A 16193-nucleotide genomic window follows, 5' to 3' on the forward strand; every position below is an offset into this window, starting at 1 on the left:
GGCCACTCCCCGCTTCTCGCATCGAGCGCGTCACAGGCCTTCTCTGCTCATCGAGCAGGGCACCCCCTCTGGGTGCTGGGCGCTCGCCACGTCCGGTGAGCTCGCTTCTGGCCGCTGGTCGCCGCCCCCGGAAGAAAAGGCCTTTCGGGACACCGTGACGTCGAGGCCCTGTGTCAGGGGCAAGCGATCATGAATGCGACAGCTCTACCTGGGACGTACACCTGGGAGGATCCTGCCCACGTGCTTGCCTGTCGCGGAGAGCGTCAGTTGAGGCCGGCGGCGACGCTGGCGAGGCCGACCGTGAGATGGACGGCGGTGACGCCGACGAGGGTGCGGTGGCGCGCGTAGAAGAGGCCGAAGAGGACGCTCGCGGCGAAGGTGATGACCGCGAAGGCCAGCGAGACATACAGGTGGAACACGCCGAAGAGCACCGAGGTGACGACGATGGGCGCGAGGCGCCCGGCGTCGGGCAGGAGCCGCTCGAGCGAGGTCTGGATCACGCCGCGCGCGATGAACTCCTGGAGCAGGCAGTGCGGCCCATAACTCGCGAGGAAGATCGCGAACTCGAGGCCCGAATACCCCGCGACCGAGCCCCAGTCGAGCCACGGCTCGCCGCGCAGGGCCGGCCCCGTGCGGAGCGCGATGCACGCAGCGAAGGCCATGGCGGCGATGACGAGCGCCTCGCGGAGGCTATGCCGCGCGCCCGAGAGCGTCACGCCGAGCCGCGCGAGCGGCAGCGGCTGCCGCCGGACGAACCACCCGATAGGCACGAGGAGCAGCAGCAGGAAGCCCCACGAATAGCCCATCTGGAGCAGCGGCGGCAGGTCGGCGTGGATGAGATCCCGGACGAGTTGCGCGACGCCGAAGAGGGCGATGACGACGAAGAAGAACGCCGCGAGCTCCCGGCGCAGCTCCAGGGCGTCCCGACCGCCGCGGCGGAGGAGCTCGATCTCGAGGCGGAGCAGGTCGTGATCGGCGTCGCCCGCCGCAGCCAGCCCGGCGCGCTCGGTCGAGCGGTCGCGCCGGCCGGTCGACGGGCGCGCGTCGCGGGCGGCGGAGCCGGCGAGGAAAGGAACATGGTGTGGGTCGATCACGTCGGAGGAGGATTCGAGCAAGCTCATAAGACTATCCCCATTGAACCAGCCATGATGTCACGACTCTCGGCGAACGATCAAGCGCATAAGAGGTTCGCCGTTGTAACAGCCAGCGTGGTTCACGCTGGTTCACGTTGGTTCACGCTGTTTACGTCGTTCACGTCGTTCACGTCTCGTTCCGGCGGCGGGCACCAGCTCGGCGTGGCGGGTACCAGCTCGGCGCGGCGGGTACCAGGCCAGCGCGGCGGGCGCCAGGCCCAGCCGTCGGTCCGAACCTCGCGAACCTCGCGAGCCTCGCGAGCTTTGCCATGGGCGCGCATGCCGCTATCAGAGAGGTCGTTCCTCCGAGCCCGGCGCGCTGCCACGGATGAGCGGGCGCCGAGCTGGGCGAGGACGGTACGACAGGGGGCAGACCACACCGTGCGGCTCGGGATCCGGCTTCAGCTCTTGTTCGCGCTCGGCGCGCTGCTCCTCCTGGCGTTCCTGCCGCTCTTCTTCGCCGTGGCCAGCCTCACGCGGGCCACGATGAGCGGCGCGCGCGCGTCGAGCGCCCGCGCGATCGGCCGCGCCATCGCCGGGCACGTGGCCGCCGCGCGGACGACCCGCTCCGCCCCGGAGCTCTCGCTCCTGCTCGAGGCGCAGCTCGGCCCGGACGGGGCGTCGGCGATCGGCGTCTACGACGCGGCCGGGGCGCTCTCGGTCCGCGCCGGGGAGCCGGAGATCGTGGCGGCGCTGCCGGCCTCGGTGGAGGGCGGCACGGAGGTGCTGAAGACGGTGCGCACGGCGCGCGGCGATGCGCTCCTGGTGGTCGTCCCGGAGCCCGCGCGCGAGGCGGCGTCCGGCGCGGAGCCCGCGCCCGCGACGTCGACGGGCTCCGTGGCCGTGCTGGTGCCGACCGACCCGTCGACGGTGGCCGCCGCGCCGCTCGTGCGGATCGTGGCGCTCTACACGGGCATCGTGGCGCTGGCGCTGCTCGTGTTCGCGTACATCTCCATGACGCACCTCGTGGTGCGGCCGATCGACGCGGTGTCGGAGGCCGCGCGCCGCGTGGCCGGCGGGGCGCGCGACCTGGAGGTGCCGCGGGCCGGCGCGCGGGAGCTCGCGGAGCTCGGCGCGAGCCTCGCGCTCATGACGGGCCGCCTCCGCGCCGACGAGGAGTCGCTGCGGGCGAAGATCGCCGAGATCGAGCGCTACGCGGCGGACCTGAAGAGCGCGCAGGAGCGGCTGGTCCGCTCGGAGCGGCTCGCGTCCGTGGGGCGCCTGGCGGCGGGGCTCGCGCACGAGATCGGCAACCCGCTCGCGGCGATCCTCGGCCTGCAGGATCTGCTGCTCGCCGGGGGCCTCACGCCGGCCGAGGAGCGCGACTTCGTCGAGCGGATGAAGCGGGAGACGGAGCGGATCCACAAGATCCTGCGCGATCTGCTCGACTTCGCCCGGCCCGCGGCGCGGGGCGCGGCCGAGGCCGGCGGCGATGGAGAGGCAGGGCACCTCCCCTCGGGGTCGGTCGCGGAGGCGATCGGCGACGTCGTCTCGCTCGTCACGCCGCAGAAGGCGTTCCGCGCGATCGAGCTCGAGCGGGACGTCGCGCCCGACGTGCCGGCCGTGGCGCTCGCGCACGGGCAGCTCGTGCAGGTGCTCCTGAACCTGCTCCTGAACGCGGCCGACGCGGTGCCGCGCGTCGGGGGGCGCGTGGCGGTGCGCGCGTCGCGGGGCGCGGGCGGGGGCGCGCGGATCGAGGTCGAGGACAACGGGCCGGGGATCGCGGAGGCGGTCCGCGAGACGCTGTTCGAGCCGTTCATCACGACCAAGGAGGTCGGCGAGGGGACGGGGCTCGGGCTCGCTGTGTGCCGGGGGCTGGTGGAGGCGGCCGGCGGGACGATCGGGGTCGAGCGAGGCGCGGACGGCGGGGCGCGGTTCGTGGTGCTGCTGCCGGGGGCGGAGGAACAGGAAGCGCGCGGCGCGCCCGCGCTGCGCGGGGGCGCGTGAGCAGGGCGGAGTGAAGGGCGATGCACCGCGCAGCGCTCGCGGCAGCTCCGGAGGCCGCGAGGGTTGACGGCGTCTGCGGGCTCCCCGACACTCGCGGCTTCGAGTGGGCGCCCTGGATCCGACCAAGCTCCGAGAGGTTGTCAGCTCCTTCCCGCGGCTCGCGCAGACGGAGGACGCACAGCTCCGCGCCTTCCTGCGCGACCGGTTCGCGCAGCAGGCCGACATCTCCATCGAACGGGCGCAGAAGGTCCGCGACGTGCTGCGGGCGCTCTGCGAGGCGATGTCGGGAGGCGACAGCGAGCGCTGGGATCAGGTGGACCGCGCCCACGCGGTCTTCTACCCGCCGCCCGAGAAGATCGACGATCCGGCGCCGCCGGAGAAGAGCGATGACCCGCCGGCGGTGAAGATCGAGCAGGCGGGCGCGTCTCCCCCGGCGGTCCCCACCTACCAGCTCGTCGCCGAGGCGCGATCACGGCCGCCGCTCGGCGCGGCGCAGCCGTCGCTCGGCGCGGCGCAGCCGTCGCTCGGCGCGGCGCAGCCGCCGCTCGTCGCCGCCGTCGCGCCGCCGCTCGGTGCGGCGGCGGCGCCCGGTGAGATCAACGTGACGCTCCCCGCGACCGACGGCCCGCTCCCGTCGGCGCTACCGTTCAAGGGGGGCGCCGCGGCGCTGCCGCCGCCCAGGCTCGCGCCGCGCGGCAGAGCGGAAGGGGAAGGGGACACGCTCGCCCACGCCGCACAGCCGTCCGCGCCCGCGCTGCCCTTCGTCAAGGCGGCCGCCAAGGCGGGGTGGGATCCCGAGCGGAGCCTGCACGACGCCCGGCCGTCGCCCGCAGCCGCGATGCCGCCGGGGTCCGGCGCCCAGAACAGGACCCAGGCGCTGGGCGCGGCGCCGGCGTCGGCCCCCAGCGCGGCAGAGCGCCCGGTCGATCTCCCCCTCGAGCACTACGCGGCGCTCTGCGTCGAGCTCGAGGCGCGGCCGGACGAGCGCGCGGCGGTGCTCGCGAAATACAGGATCCACAGCGAGCCCGCTCGAGACGGTGTCGACCGGCTCTGGGCGCACCGCTTTCAGCAAGATCCCGCGGCGGCGCAGCGCTTCCGGCAGCTCCTCGCGCACTACCGCGGCTTGCTCGCGCGCGGCGGCCGCTGATCGGGCGCTCGCGCGGCCGGCCGCTCGGGCCGGAGAGGAGGGCGGGCGCGGCCTTCGTCCGCGCTTCGAAACGAGCGTTGCCTGGGATATCGTGCGGCGGGAATGAGCGATCGGCCCGAACACGTCTTTTCGTTGCGCGTCGGCGATCTGCCCGATGTCCCGCTCACCGTCCACGCATTCCGGGGCCAGGAGCGGCTCAATGGGCTGTACGAGCTCACCATCGACGTGACGACGGAGGCCGAGGACGTCGCGCTCGAGGAGCGCGCCCCCGGCAGCGCCGCCCGCCTCGAGATGCGCCACGGCGACAGGCGGCGGGTGTTCCACGGGATCATCGCCGCGGCGCGCGCGGACGGTTATCGACGGACGCAGACCACGCGGGCCGCCCAGTACCAGGTGAAGCTCGCGCCGCGCGCCTGGTTGCTCGGGCTCCGGCGCAACTCGCGCGTCTTCCAGAACGTGCGCGTCGACGAGGTGGTGCGCGCGATCCTGCGGCAATACAGGATCCCCTCGCGCTGGCAGCTCGAGAGCCGATATCCCGCGCGCGAGTACTGCACGCAGTACGAGGAGACGGATCTCGAGTTCATCCTGCGGCTGACCGCCGAGCACGGCGTCGGCTTCCATTTCGAGCAGCGCGCCGACGCTCCGGACGCGCCGCTCGGCTTCGGCGCCGAGGCGATCTTCGAAACCACGAGGAGCCTCGAGCTGGGCGGCGAGGCCGAGCGCGCCGCGCTGGACGGCGCGGCTGCCGGGTGGCTCGGGGGCGCCGCGTTGCCGTGGCCGTGCGAGGTCATGGTCTTCACCGACAGCGCTGCCTGGTACCCGCCGCTCACGCTGGGCGACGCGCCGGAGCCGGAGATGCCGGTCTCCCACTTCCGGGACGGGATCTCGCAGCCGCCAGAGGGGTTTGCGCGGCCGCCGGAGGGGCTCGCGCGGCCGCCGGAGGGGCGCACGGGCGCGGTGCTCCACATGCGGCCCGACATGGGCGCGCTCCAGTGGCCGGGCGAGGACAGCGTGCTCGCGTTCGCGCGCGGCCGCGAGGTCACGACGCGCTCCGCCGCGTTCCGCGCGTACGATCCGCGGCGGCCGCACGTGGTCCTCGGCGCCGCGAAGGACGCCCGGCAGGGCGAGCCGCTCGCCGGCGCCGCAGGGGCGCCCGCGGACGCCGCGCGGGCTGGCGCCGAGGCGCTGCAGCAGCCCGACGTCGCCGGGGCGCTCGGCGGCCTCGCGCAGCAGGGGATCGAGGCGGCGCGCCGGGTCGGGCTGGAGATCGGCGAGGGGCTCGGCGGCGTGGAGCGGCCCGGCGAGATCTACGAGCACCACAGCAGCTTCCTGTTCCCCGACTGGCATTACGAGCGCGACGAGCCCGACCGCATCCTGCGCAGCGCTCGCCGGGGCCGCGACGTCGCCTCCGGCGAGAGCGTCTGCCACTGGCTCGCCCCCGGGCACCGCTTCGAGCTCGAGGACCACGAGATCGCGCGGCTCAACCGGGGCTGGGTGCCGATCGCCGTCGTCCACGAGGGGTGGGCCGCGACGTCGCCCGGGCACGCGGGGCGCACGTACACGAACCGCTTCGACTGCGTGCCGGCCGACGTAGCCTACCCGCCCGAGCGGCCGCCGCGCCGCTCGGTGCAGGTCTGCCTCACGGCGACCGTGGTGGGCGGCGGCGCGACCGGGATCCACACGGACCCGGGCGGCCACATCCGCGTGCGCTTCCACTGGGACCGCGAGCGCCGCGCGGCCGGCCACGACTCGTGCTGGGTGCGGGTGATGCAGCCGTGGGCCGGCGTCGGCTGGGGCACGCAGTTCATCCCGCGCGCGGGCATGGAGGTCGTTGTGACCTTCGAGGGCGGCGATCCCGACAAGCCGCTCGTGCTCGGCTGCGTCTACAACGGCACGAGCCCGCCGCCGTTCCCGCTCCCGCAGAACGCGACGCGCAGCGGGATCCGGACCCAGAGCACGCCGGGGGCAGGCGGCGCGAACGAGCTCTGGTTCGAGGACGCGGCAGGGCAGGAGCGCGTGTACGTGCACGCCCAGAAGGACCTGGAGATCGCGGTCCGCAACGACCGTATCGCGCACGTCGATCGCGACGAGATCATGACCGTGACGCGGGATCAGCGGCTGCGCGTCGACGGGGAGGCGCACGCGCGCGTCGGCCGCAGCCGCGAGACGCGCGTCGACGAGGACGATCGCCTCCACGTGGAGGGCAACCGGTCGTCGCAGACGCAGGGGAACGCGAGCGAGCACGTCGCGCAGGACCGCAGCGTCCATGTGGGCGGCCGCTCGCGCGCCGAGCTCGCGGGGCAGCACGAGCTGCTCGCGAAGAGCGACGTGATCGAGCGCATCGCGGGCAACTTCGTGCGCGTCGTCGGCCAGGCCGAGGCGAAGCGGTCGCACGTCACGCACGTGGAGGGGAAGCTCCGCGCGTCGAGCAGCGAGATCATCGAGCTGGAGGCCGATGAGGGCATCGTCCTGCGCTGCGGCAAGAGCGAGATCCGGATGACCGCGGGCAAGATCCAGGTCTCGTCCCCCGAGATCGTCCTGCAGGGCGACCGCGCGCGCATCCGCCTGATGGAAGGCGAGCTGCGCGCGCAGGCCGACAGCAAGATCCAGGCGGTCTCCGACCGGATCCTGCTGAAGTCATCGGGGGCGGGGATCGGGCTGTCGTCCGAGGCGGCGGTCGAGGGGAGCCGCATCCTGCTGAACTCGCCGCAGAGCGCGAGCGACACGGTGGAAGAGAGCCGGGTGGAGCCGACCGTCATCGAGCTGCGCGACGAGCGGGGCCAGCCGATCCCCAACCAGCCGTTCCGCGTCGTGCTCGAGGACGGCTCGGAGGTGGCCGGCGTGCTCGACGAGGACGGCCGCGCCGTGCTCGAGCTCGAGGGCGGCGGGGAGGTCCACTTCCCGGGGCTCATCGACGTGAGGCAGGAGTAAGGCGATGAGCAAACCTGCGGCCAAGCAAGGGGATCGCGTCTCCGCGACCGACACGCACATCGTGATGGTGCCCTCGGCCTCGGGGGCGGTGCCCACGCCGACGCCGCTGTCGTTCGAGGGGCTGATCGACGCGGGCCTGAGCGGGACGGTGGTCATCGACGAGCAGGCGGCCGCGGTGCAGGGGAGCCAGGCGCACAACGCGCCGCCGCACGTGGCGCCCAGCGGGACGTTCCAGCGGCCGCCGTCCAACGAGGCGACGGTGCAGACCGGGAGCGCCACGGTGCTCATCGACGACAAGCCGGCGGCGCGCGACGGGGACACGGCGCTGACGTGCAACGACCCGGCGGACGCGCCGGTGGGGCGGGTGGTGGTGGCGAGCAGCACGGTGATCATCGGGGATTGATGGACACGGCGCTTGCCCCGCTCGCCGAGCGCGTTGGGGCGCGTCGAGCCTGTGGCGGGAGGAGGTTGTTATGTGTGAGCTGCATATCGACGCGGCGCCCGGCGCAACGACGACCGTTCTCTGTGAGGAATGGCCCCAGCTCGTGCTGCCTCCCGAGCTCAATCGCGCGTCATCGCCCGAGGCGGCGGCGGCGTCAGACGGTTACTGGGCAGCATCCAAGCTACACTGGGCTCTCTGTATCCAGCGCACAGGTGAGACCGAGGCCGGTCGCGGGCGCATCATCGACTGGATCGTCGGGGCAAGTCCTCCTCCCTGTGTCGTACGAAGCCAGGTGAATACGCAGCGGGAGCGCATGATGGCAGCGATGAGAGAACAGCGTCGCTATCCAGAGCGTCCGAGTGACCCCTACCCGGCCGTGACGGGGAGCTCGCGAGATCCTGGCTACCGCTCGTTCGATGGACAGAGGGACATATGGGAGAAGAAGTACGACCTCGTCCTCGGGCGGCCGTTTGACAGGATCACCCAGGAGGCCGTCGACGCGTGCAGCGACATCGCAAGACTCACGCTCCACGCCCAGTGGGACCAGGGCGATGAAGACCACCGGCGCTGCTGGGCTCACCTGCGCGGCAGACACCCGGCTCTGATAGAGCATCAGATCTTGCAAGCGAGCTCGGCGCCCGGGACGTCGCGCCACCACTGGGGGACCGATTTCGATATGTTCTCGCTCACGATGAGCGAATGGCATCAGCCTCCGCTGTCAGAGGCGCACGGATGGCTCGAGGAGAACGCGTCAATCTACGGCTTCTCGCAGCCCTACTGTGCTCCCACCGAGCACGGTCGGGTGTTCTCCTGGGGTTATATGGAAGAGGCGTGGCACTGGTCGTTCTATCCCATTGCAGAGGCGCTCATGGAATTCGCTTCCGCCCACAGGGATGAGCTCGAGGACAGGCTCGTGGGCCTGTGGGACGAGAGGGATCGCCAGAGGAGCCGAGAGGGCAAGCCGTCAGCGTATCGATTTATCAGGAGTCACTGGAGCTCCTATATCTTCAACGTGAGCAGGGATCTACGATGACCGCGCGTACCCGAGCGGGCGCGTGCCTGTCGTGCGCCGATCAGGAGCCGTGCACCTGCACGAGCGCGTCGCGCGTGGCGTCATCGACCGAGCCCGTCTCCGGGAGGCCCTTCGCCCTCTGGAAGGCCTTGAGGGCCTCGCCGAGCGCGCGGGCGGCAGGCTCGGCCTCGCCGAGGTCGACGCGCGCGAGATAGCCGAGGTGGGAGAGGCGCTTGGCGATACCGCTGGGCTCGTCGGCGGGATCCATGTGGCCGACCCGTACACGGCAGCGCAGGCTCCCGTCGTCGAGTGAGAGGTCCACCTCGCGCACCTGGACCGGGACGCAGAACAGAGCGAGGCCGTCGCCGCCGGTGGTGCCGTCGAGCGGTGGCATGCCAGCGCCCTGCACACGAAAGGGCTTGTTCGCGAAGGCCGTCCCATCGACGCGCCGGAGCACGAGCCTGACCTCGACGGTCGGGGTCGTCGCCGCGAACCGGTTCTCTCCGCCGATCTCGAGCGGCATGGGATCGCAGCCCTCGGGCCCGTCGGGCAGGTAGAGGACGTCCCCCGGCTGGAGGATATCGGGGTTCGCGCGGCGCCTCCGAAGTTCCTTGTTCGCGGGGCAATTCCACACCTCCTCCGCGGAGAAGCCGCGGCGATGCGCGATCTGGGTCAGGTAGTCCCCTTGGCGAACCACGTACGGTCGCATGCCCATGCCTGCTGCTGGAGGTAAGACCAGCGAACCGATTCAACCCGATGATGTCAAGGCCCTTCGTGGAGGCGTCCGCGATGACGCGGCCCTGCCAGCGCGCAGGCGCGGAGCGCGCCGCTCTTGCACGACCTGCACCACGAGGAATGCAACAATCGTTCCGAATCGCCGTCTGGATCGGGCTTGACATCAGAGGGCGTTCGGGAGCGTCTGACTCAGGTGGGCAGGACCAGAGGGCGCGTTCACGTGGTGCGGCAGGGCGAGTGCATCGCGAGCATCGCGATGCGGTACGGTCACGACGACTGGCGGGCTGTATACGATCACCCGAGCAATGAGGCCCTGCGCCAGAAGCGCCCGAGCCCGCACGTGCTCGCGCCGGGCGACGTGGTGGCGCTGCCGCCGACCGCGTCCGACCCGCTCCGGGTCAACGCCGGCGGGACGAACCGGTTTCAGGGGAAACGCCCGAGAGTTCCGCTGCGGCTCACGTTGCGCCGCGCCGACGGCGAGCCTCTCGCGAATGCGCGGTACGAGCTGGCGGTCGGCGCCGAGGTGCTCGAGGGCACCACGACGGCAAGCGGCGCACTGGAGCAGATAGTCGAGGCCCAGGCGGAGTCGGGCACGCTGCGTATCTTTCCCGATCCGCAGGATCCCGACCTCGTGCGCACGGTGAGCCTGGCCATCGGACACCTCGATCCGATCGACACGGCTTCGGGCGTGCGCGCGCGGCTCGAGAACCTCGGTTACGTCGGTCCGGAAGGGCTGGATCCGGATCGTGTCGCGGGGGAGCCCCACGCGCGAAGCGGCGAGGGCGAGGAGGCGCCCGCGGAGGGCGCGATGACACGTGCCTTGCGGGCGTTCCAGGCAGCGAAGCGCCTGGCCGAGACAGGAGAGCTCGACGACGCGACGCGCGAGAAGCTTCGCGAGGAGCATCGGGTCTGACGGGCGCGGAGCGCGATCGGAGAGAGGACGGTCATGACGGACGAGCACGACGAGACGTCGTGGTATCCACGGGTGGACTTCGAAGGCAATGGCCACGACAGCCCGCATGCGTGCGTGCCGATCGACATGGGAGCCTCTTACGCGAGTCAGGTCGCCCGCGGCGAGGATCAGACGCTGGTGGTTCCTTGCTACACCGCGGACCAGGTGAGGGAATGGCCGCGCTATGCGATGCGCGGGCGCCGGCGCGACATCCCGAGCCACGCGCGTCCGGCGCGTCTCATGATATATCAGCCGGGCTCGGAGGGGGATGCGCGGTTCCTCCCGTTCGGCCCGGCGGAGTGGGAGGACTACTGCCGGCTCAGGAACCGCGAGCCTCACATCCGCGACGCGCGCACGTGGGGGCCGCGGGAGAGTATGACCCTGAAGGTCTGCTACCTCGAAGACCTGGGGGGCGGCGGGCGCGCGCTCCGGTTCGCGCCGCGTCCCTCCGACAACCAATGGAACCAGTGGACCTTCGATGTGTTTGGCTTGCCGGAGGCGTCCACGGACCGCCTCCGGGATACGCAGCATGCGTGGCGGCGGTTGATCAAGCGAACGCTCATGGCCTTTCCCATCGAGCACCTCCGTGTCGCCGGCTTCAAATCGATCTTCATCGATATGGTGTTCACCGGTCGCCATCTGGGAGCAGAGCGAGATCGGGATCTACCCGACGGATCGAGCCCGAGCCCCGTGCCCACCCGGCGTGAGGCGCCTTCGCGCCCCGCCCGGCGCCGCCCGGTCCGCGCGTTCCCGGACGGCATCGTCGTGGACGGAGGAACGCAGGCTCGCTCGGACGCGGACCCGGAACAGCTCAACGTGGTGCTGGTATCGTACTCTGCGCTGAACCGCCCCTGGTGGGATTTGCCAAGAGATCGGGAGCTGCCGGCCAACGACGATGAGCTCACGGCGGCGTATGCGGACACCAGCATCGTGGCCGGGACGCTCTACCACGAGTGCGGTCACCTGCTCGACTTCGCCGACCAGGAAACGCCTGCGTGGAACACCGAGGAGGAGGAAGCGCGCCGGGCGGAGCTGCGTCGGCTCCGCCCCCTGCGGACGCGGGAAATGCGAGCGCGGGGAACCGGCCTGTGGGATCGATTCCGCGCGGCGGTGTACGGCGATGGGCAGAGTCAGATACCGGCCGAGGGGGTCGCCGAAGCGTACCGGTACCGGCTCTCCGGAACGGAGCCTTCAAGGGCGTCGGCCGAGCTCAGGCGCGAGGTCGGCAGCGCCTACGACGAGGCAGGGATGCCGACGCTCGATTCGACACAGGCCGTTCAGCGCGAGATCGGGAGCCTGGTCGCGGAGCGCGGCTGGACGGGAGCGCCGGGAGAGGACTGGATGCGGTGAGCGCTCGCTCTCCGCGGAGCTCGCCGGGCGAGGCTGGGGCGCCTGTCAGAACCGCCCGACCACGCTCGCTCCGAGCGGCCCGATCGACACGCCGACCTGCGCGGCGGCGGGCTCGGTGCGCGACGGCGCCGTGAAGAACAGGACCGCGCCGCCGGCGAGGGCGAGCCCCGCGCCGACGAAGGCGATCGTCGAGACGCGCGCCGCGTCGAGGCTCTGTTCGCGCAGGCCGAGCCCCTCCGGGTCGCAGTAATCCTGCGCGTCGCAGTGGCCGTCGTTCGACGCGTCGCGCTTCGCCATGGCGTGCACCCCGAACCCCGCGCCCACCGCGGCCGCCGCGAGCCCCGCGCCGCCCGCGACGAGGCCGAGCACCCGCTGCGTCGACCAGGGCGCGGCGTCGGCCCGAGGGGACGGCGCCGGGCGCGGCGCCGGTGCCGGCGCTGCGGCGCCGGCCGCGGGCGCCCCGGGCGCGTCCTCCAGCGGCGGCACGTCGACGGCGACCGTCGTGCCCGGGGCGCTCGCGTCGACCTCGTGGCGCCACGGCTTCTTCCCGGGCGCCGTCACCACGATCGCGTGCCGCCCCGGATCGACCGGCACCGCGGCGCCCCATTGCGGCGGGCCGACGAGCGAGCCGTCGCGCTCGACGCGCAGGCCCGGCGCAGAGCGGAGCGCATCGGGGACGCGGATCGCCAGGCGCACGAGCGACGGCGCGATGCCCTCGGCGCGCTGGCGCGCGTAGCTGGCGCGCGCGCTCTGCCCGGCCGCCGCGGCCAGGTCCCCGACCTGCAGGTAGAGCGTCCACGCGCTCGCCGTGCGGCCCAGCCCCTCGAGGCACTCCGCGAGGTAATACTGCGTGCCGATCGCGGGATCGAGCCGGTAGCTCTCCTCGAGCTTGGGGCACGCCTCGGCGTGCTTGCCCGCCGCGGCGAGCGCGCGCCCCTCGTCGAAGAGCGCCTGCGCGGCCGCCTGATCCTGGGCCGACACCGGCTGCGCCGCGGCGGGCGCCGCCGCGAGCGCGGTCGCTGCCGCGAGCGCGCCCGCCGCTGCGAGCGCCGCGACCCGCGAGCGCGCATGCCACCAGGTTCCCGTCCGCTGCGTCACTTGCGCCTCCCGCCGAAAGGATTCTCGGCCGGATCGGCCGGCGTACGCTGCGTGGGCACGGCGTCTGGGACCCCCGTCCGGCGGCCGCCGGTCGCGGCGGGCGCGCGCGGCGCCGAGGGCGCGGGCGCCCGCGGTGCGGCGGTCGCAGGCGGCTGCTCCGTGGCGACCGGGGCCGCGGGCGCCTGCTGCGAGGCGGCTGGCGGCGTGCTGGGCGCCGCGGCCGCCGGCGCGCTGGGCACCGCCGAGCTCGCGGGCGCGCTCGGCGTGAGCGTCGGGCGCGGCTCCGCCGTGGGGGCAGGCTCCACGGGGGCGGAGGCCGACTCGGCGATGGCCTCGGAGACGCTCGACGCGCCGCTCGTCTCGGGCCCGGGCGGGGCGCGGCGCGCCCACAACGCGACCGCGGCCCCCGCGGCGAGCGCGACCGCGGCGAGCGCGACCACGGCGCGCCCCGGCCCGCGCGCCGTGTGCCCCCCGGTCGTCGTCGGGCTCGGGGTTGCGTCCAGGTGCGGCGTCGCGCTCGCCCGCGGGCCCGGCGCGTCCCGCAGCGGCAGCGCGCCGCTCGCGGTCGACGCGTGAGGGGTCGCCGCCGCGGCCGGCGCGGGCGCAGGCGTCGCGCCCTCCGGCGTCCTGCCCAGCGCCCCCTCCGGCGCCGGCTGGGCGTCCGCGAACGGCGCGAGCGCCGCCGCGAGCTGCGCCGTCGTCGCGAAGCGCCGCGCCGGCTCGCGCTGGAGGCAAGCGAGGATCACCTGCGCGAGCCCCGGCGGCAGATCGGGCCGCTCCTGCTCGGGGGGCGTCGGCTCGCCGAAGAGCACCTTCATGCCGAGCTCGGACGGCGTCGACGCGCGGAACGGCACGGTGCCCGTGACGAGCTTGTACAGGATGACGCCGAGCGCCCAGATGTCCGCGCGCGCGTCCACGCTCCGCGCCGACGTCATCTGCTCCGGCGCCATGTAGCTCGGCGTCCCGAGCGCGACGTCGGTGCGCGTCAGCTCCTCGCCGAGCAGCTTGGAGATGCCGAAATCGAGGATCTTCGTGCACGTCGAGCCGTCCGCCAGGCGCGCCGCGAACAGGTTGCTCGGCTTCAGATCCCGGTGGACGATGCCGAGCGCGTGCGCCTCGCCGAGCGCCTCGCACGCCTCGATGACGTGGCGCACCGCGCGCGGGGGATCCATCGGCCCCTCGCGCTCCACGATCGACGCGAGATCGCCGCCGTCGAGCCACTCCATCACGAGGTACGGCGCGCCCGAGGGGAGGCGGTCCGCGTCGGTCACGCGCACGACGTGCCGGCTCTTGATCTTCGCCGCGGCGCGCGCCTCGCGCAGGAACCGCTCGATGATGACCGGATCGCCGGCGAGCTCGTCCCGGAGCACCTTGATCGCGACCGGCTCATCGAGGTGCAGGTGCCACGCGCCGACGACGCGGCCCATTCCCCCCTGCCCGAGCACCCGCTCGACGCGGTACTTGCCCGCGAGCACGCTGCCGGGCGCCACCTCGAGGCCTGCCATGCCGCTCCCCGTCGCTCCTCCGGACATCCGCTCTCTGGAGGCTACCGGGTGGTGAAGAAGGATAACAGAGGTTTCTGTCGGGCACGCGGAGACACCACGCATGGTAAACATGCGCGATGCGTCGACCTCGAGGGCATCGAGCGGCCTTGTTCGTCCTGTATGTATCCAGTCTCGGCCTCGGCCCGATGGGCTGTGCCGAGATCCTCGGCGTGAATGAAGGCAAGCCTCGCCCCGCCGGGGCCGGCGGGCAGAGCGGAGGAGGCGGCGATCCCGGAGAGGGCGGCGCCGGCGCCGGAGGGAGCGGCGCGGGAGGGAGCGGCGCCGGAGGGAGCGGCGCCGGCGCCGAGGGAGGCGGCGGCGCGGCGCCCGCCCCGCCCACCGCGCCTCGCGTGCTGTTCACCGATCTCGAATCCGGTCCGGCAGGGGCCTACGTCACGCTCTACGGCGCGCGGCTCGTCGAGGACGGCGGCGACGAGCCCGAGGTGACCTTCGACGGCGTGCCCGTCGCGCCCGTCCTCGCGCGCGACGGCGCGTCGAACGATGACGTCGCGCGCGCGCTCGACGTCATCGTCGTGCGCGTCAGCCCCGATGCGCCCGTCGGGGCCGCGGACATCGTGGTGCGCCGCGGCGGCGTGGCGAGCGAGCCGGCGCGGTTCACGGTGCGATCCGGGACGATCCGGTACGTCGACGCCGTCGGCGGGGACGACCAGAGCCCGGACTGCGCGGAGGCGGCGCCCTGCGCCTCGCTCGGCAAGCTCGCGAGCGTGCTCGCGCCGGGCGACGTCGCTTATGTCCGGGAGGGCGACTACCCGGGCGACTTCACGTGCGGCGCCGATTTTGCCAATCAGGCCATCACGTGCGCCCTTCCCCTCACGGAGCTCGCGGATCCCGGCACCGCCAGTCGACCCATCGCCGTCGTCGGTTACCCGGGCGAGCGCCCGCGCGTCGGCCTGCTCGGCGCGCCGGCGGGTGCGGAGCTGAGCCACGTCGCGTTCCGCGTCGCCGACGCCGGCCACGTCATCCTCGCCAACCTGGAGCTCACCGACGCGGGCCTCGGCGGCCTCGTCCGCGACATGGAGAGCCTCCGCGTCGTCGGCTGCCGCTTCGACACCCTCCAGGCCGGCGGGATCTACATGAAGGACAACGCCGACGCGTTGACGGTCCTCGGTTCGACCTTCGCCGATATCAGCACGTTCGGCGTGCACGCATGCGACCCGACAAGGGTCGTCGCCGAGGTCGGCTTCAGCGAGTTCGACGCCATGAGCTCGCCGCTCTGGCTCGACCCGACGAAGGCGCTCGACGTGCTCTTCCATGGCAACCGCGTCCGGGCGACCGCGCTGCTCGACCTCCAGACGGCGGCGTGCGCGCCGTCGAACGACAACCCGATCGGCCGGGTCGCGGTGTTCAACAACGTGCTCCACGACGCCGCTTACGCGCTGATCCTCCCGAAGGAGAGCACCTCCGGCGCCGAGGTCCTGTTCTTCAACAACACCCTCCACGACCTCGATTGCGCGTTCCGCCGCGAGGATCCGGCCACCTCTCCCATCCCCGGCGGTGAGGCCATCCACGTCCGCAACAACATCATCGTCCCGGACGGGGGATCGTACTTCTGCTTCCACAACGGGGGTGTCGTCACGCCGGCGGACGACGTCGGCCTCGTGGGCAGCCACAACGTCTTCTGGAACGGCGTGGGCTCGGTCCCCGAGGCGCTCGGCGCGAGGGTCGATCCCCTGCTCGTCGACTCGGACGACCTCGCGCTCGCAGCGGGCAGCCCCGCAGCGAATGCGGGCACCGAGGCGCTCGGCGGCAGCGTGCAGGCGCTGCCGTCGTTCGTCCGCACCGATCACGACGGCCTGCCGCGCGTGCTCGGCGACGGCATCGACATCGGCGCGCACGAGCGCGTGCCGGAGTAGCCGCGACGCCGCGCCCGCCCGGGCGCGG

The 16193-nt window shown here is 73.1% G+C and carries 12 protein-coding genes; 8 read left to right on the top strand and 4 right to left on the bottom strand.

What is annotated here, in order from left to right; genetic code table 11:
• Positions 1–263: 263 nt before the first annotated feature.
• On the bottom strand, positions 264–1121 hold the full coding sequence (locus WME97_RS45100; RefSeq protein ID WP_437547264.1) for a CPBP family intramembrane glutamic endopeptidase: 858 nt from the start codon (positions 1119–1121) through the stop codon (positions 264–266).
• 393 nt (positions 1122–1514) lie between these two features.
• Here WME97_RS45100 and WME97_RS45105 point away from each other — a divergent pair, with 393 nt between their 5' ends.
• The 5 genes from WME97_RS45105 to WME97_RS45125 all read left to right on the top strand — a co-directional run bounded on the left by WME97_RS45105 (position 1515) and on the right by WME97_RS45125 (position 8633).
• Positions 1515–3080 carry an ATP-binding protein gene (locus WME97_RS45105; RefSeq protein WP_437547265.1) on the top strand — a complete coding sequence of 522 codons (1566 nt, stop codon included), beginning with the start codon at positions 1515–1517 and terminating at the stop codon, positions 3078–3080.
• A gap of 103 nt (positions 3081–3183) precedes the next feature.
• Positions 3184–4227: a hypothetical protein gene (locus WME97_RS45110; protein ID WP_437547266.1), complete on the top strand. Its 1044-nt coding sequence runs from the start codon at positions 3184–3186 to the stop codon at positions 4225–4227.
• Between the two features lie 102 nt (positions 4228–4329).
• Positions 4330–7158, top strand: coding sequence for a type VI secretion system Vgr family protein (locus WME97_RS45115; RefSeq protein ID WP_437547267.1), 2829 nt, complete (start codon positions 4330–4332; stop codon positions 7156–7158).
• Between the two features lie 4 nt (positions 7159–7162).
• Complete coding sequence (locus tag WME97_RS45120; RefSeq protein ID WP_437547268.1) at positions 7163–7561, top strand: PAAR domain-containing protein; 399 nt, start codon at positions 7163–7165, stop codon at positions 7559–7561.
• A 364-nt stretch (positions 7562–7925) separates the two neighbouring features.
• Positions 7926–8633 carry a D-alanyl-D-alanine carboxypeptidase family protein gene (locus WME97_RS45125; protein WP_437547269.1) on the top strand — a complete coding sequence of 236 codons (708 nt, stop codon included), beginning with the start codon at positions 7926–7928 and terminating at the stop codon, positions 8631–8633.
• Between the two features lie 40 nt (positions 8634–8673).
• Here the strand turns inward: WME97_RS45125 and WME97_RS45130 are convergent, their stop codons facing one another.
• Positions 8674–9327: a peptidoglycan-binding protein gene (locus tag WME97_RS45130; protein WP_437547270.1), complete on the bottom strand. Its 654-nt coding sequence runs from the start codon at positions 9325–9327 to the stop codon at positions 8674–8676.
• A gap of 213 nt (positions 9328–9540) precedes the next feature.
• Here WME97_RS45130 and WME97_RS45135 point away from each other — a divergent pair, with 213 nt between their 5' ends.
• On the top strand, positions 9541–10260 hold the full coding sequence (locus WME97_RS45135) for a hypothetical protein (RefSeq protein ID WP_437547271.1): 720 nt from the start codon (positions 9541–9543) through the stop codon (positions 10258–10260).
• A 33-nt stretch (positions 10261–10293) separates the two neighbouring features.
• Complete coding sequence (locus WME97_RS45140; protein ID WP_437547272.1) at positions 10294–11649, top strand: hypothetical protein; 1356 nt, start codon at positions 10294–10296, stop codon at positions 11647–11649.
• Positions 11650–11694: 45 nt separating this feature from the next.
• Here the strand turns inward: WME97_RS45140 and WME97_RS45145 are convergent, their stop codons facing one another.
• Both WME97_RS45145 and WME97_RS45150 read right to left on the bottom strand, forming a co-directional pair.
• Positions 11695–12747, bottom strand: coding sequence for a hypothetical protein (locus WME97_RS45145; RefSeq protein ID WP_437547273.1), 1053 nt, complete (start codon positions 12745–12747; stop codon positions 11695–11697).
• Entirely contained in the window at positions 12744–14252 is a 1509-nt protein-coding gene (locus tag WME97_RS45150; protein WP_437547274.1) for a serine/threonine-protein kinase, read from the bottom strand. Before WME97_RS45150 ends, WME97_RS45145 begins: the two co-directional genes overlap by 4 nt.
• Before the next feature lie 116 nt (positions 14253–14368).
• Between WME97_RS45150 and WME97_RS45155 the strand changes: the two genes are divergently transcribed.
• The gene (locus WME97_RS45155; protein WP_437547275.1) at positions 14369–16165 is read left to right on the top strand and encodes a choice-of-anchor Q domain-containing protein; all 1797 of its coding nucleotides are present in this window, start codon (positions 14369–14371) and stop codon (positions 16163–16165) included.
• Positions 16166–16193: the final 28 nt, after the last annotated feature.

Origin of the sequence: Sorangium sp. So ce367 (assembly GCF_051520455.1) — a bacterium.
GTDB classification, from domain to species: Bacteria; Myxococcota_A; Polyangia; order Polyangiales; family Polyangiaceae; genus Sorangium; species Sorangium cellulosum_B.

Excerpts from the sequence above, each read along its gene's own strand:
- WME97_RS45150 (WP_437547274.1), bottom strand. The coding sequence starts at position 14,252 with ATGGCAGGCCTCGAGGTGGCGCCCGGCAGCGTGCTCGCGGGCAAGTAC.
- WME97_RS45140 (WP_437547272.1), top strand. The coding sequence starts at position 10,294 with ATGACGGACGAGCACGACGAGACGTCGTGGTATCCACGGGTGGACTTC.
- WME97_RS45125 (WP_437547269.1), top strand. The coding sequence starts at position 7,926 with ATGAGAGAACAGCGTCGCTATCCAGAGCGTCCGAGTGACCCCTACCCG.
- WME97_RS45120 (WP_437547268.1), top strand. The coding sequence starts at position 7,163 with ATGAGCAAACCTGCGGCCAAGCAAGGGGATCGCGTCTCCGCGACCGAC.
- WME97_RS45155 (WP_437547275.1), top strand. The coding sequence starts at position 14,369 with ATGCGTCGACCTCGAGGGCATCGAGCGGCCTTGTTCGTCCTGTATGTA.
- WME97_RS45130 (WP_437547270.1), bottom strand. The coding sequence starts at position 9,327 with ATGGGCATGCGACCGTACGTGGTTCGCCAAGGGGACTACCTGACCCAG.
- WME97_RS45115 (WP_437547267.1), top strand. The coding sequence starts at position 4,330 with ATGAGCGATCGGCCCGAACACGTCTTTTCGTTGCGCGTCGGCGATCTG.
- WME97_RS45100 (WP_437547264.1), bottom strand. The coding sequence starts at position 1,121 with ATGAGCTTGCTCGAATCCTCCTCCGACGTGATCGACCCACACCATGTT.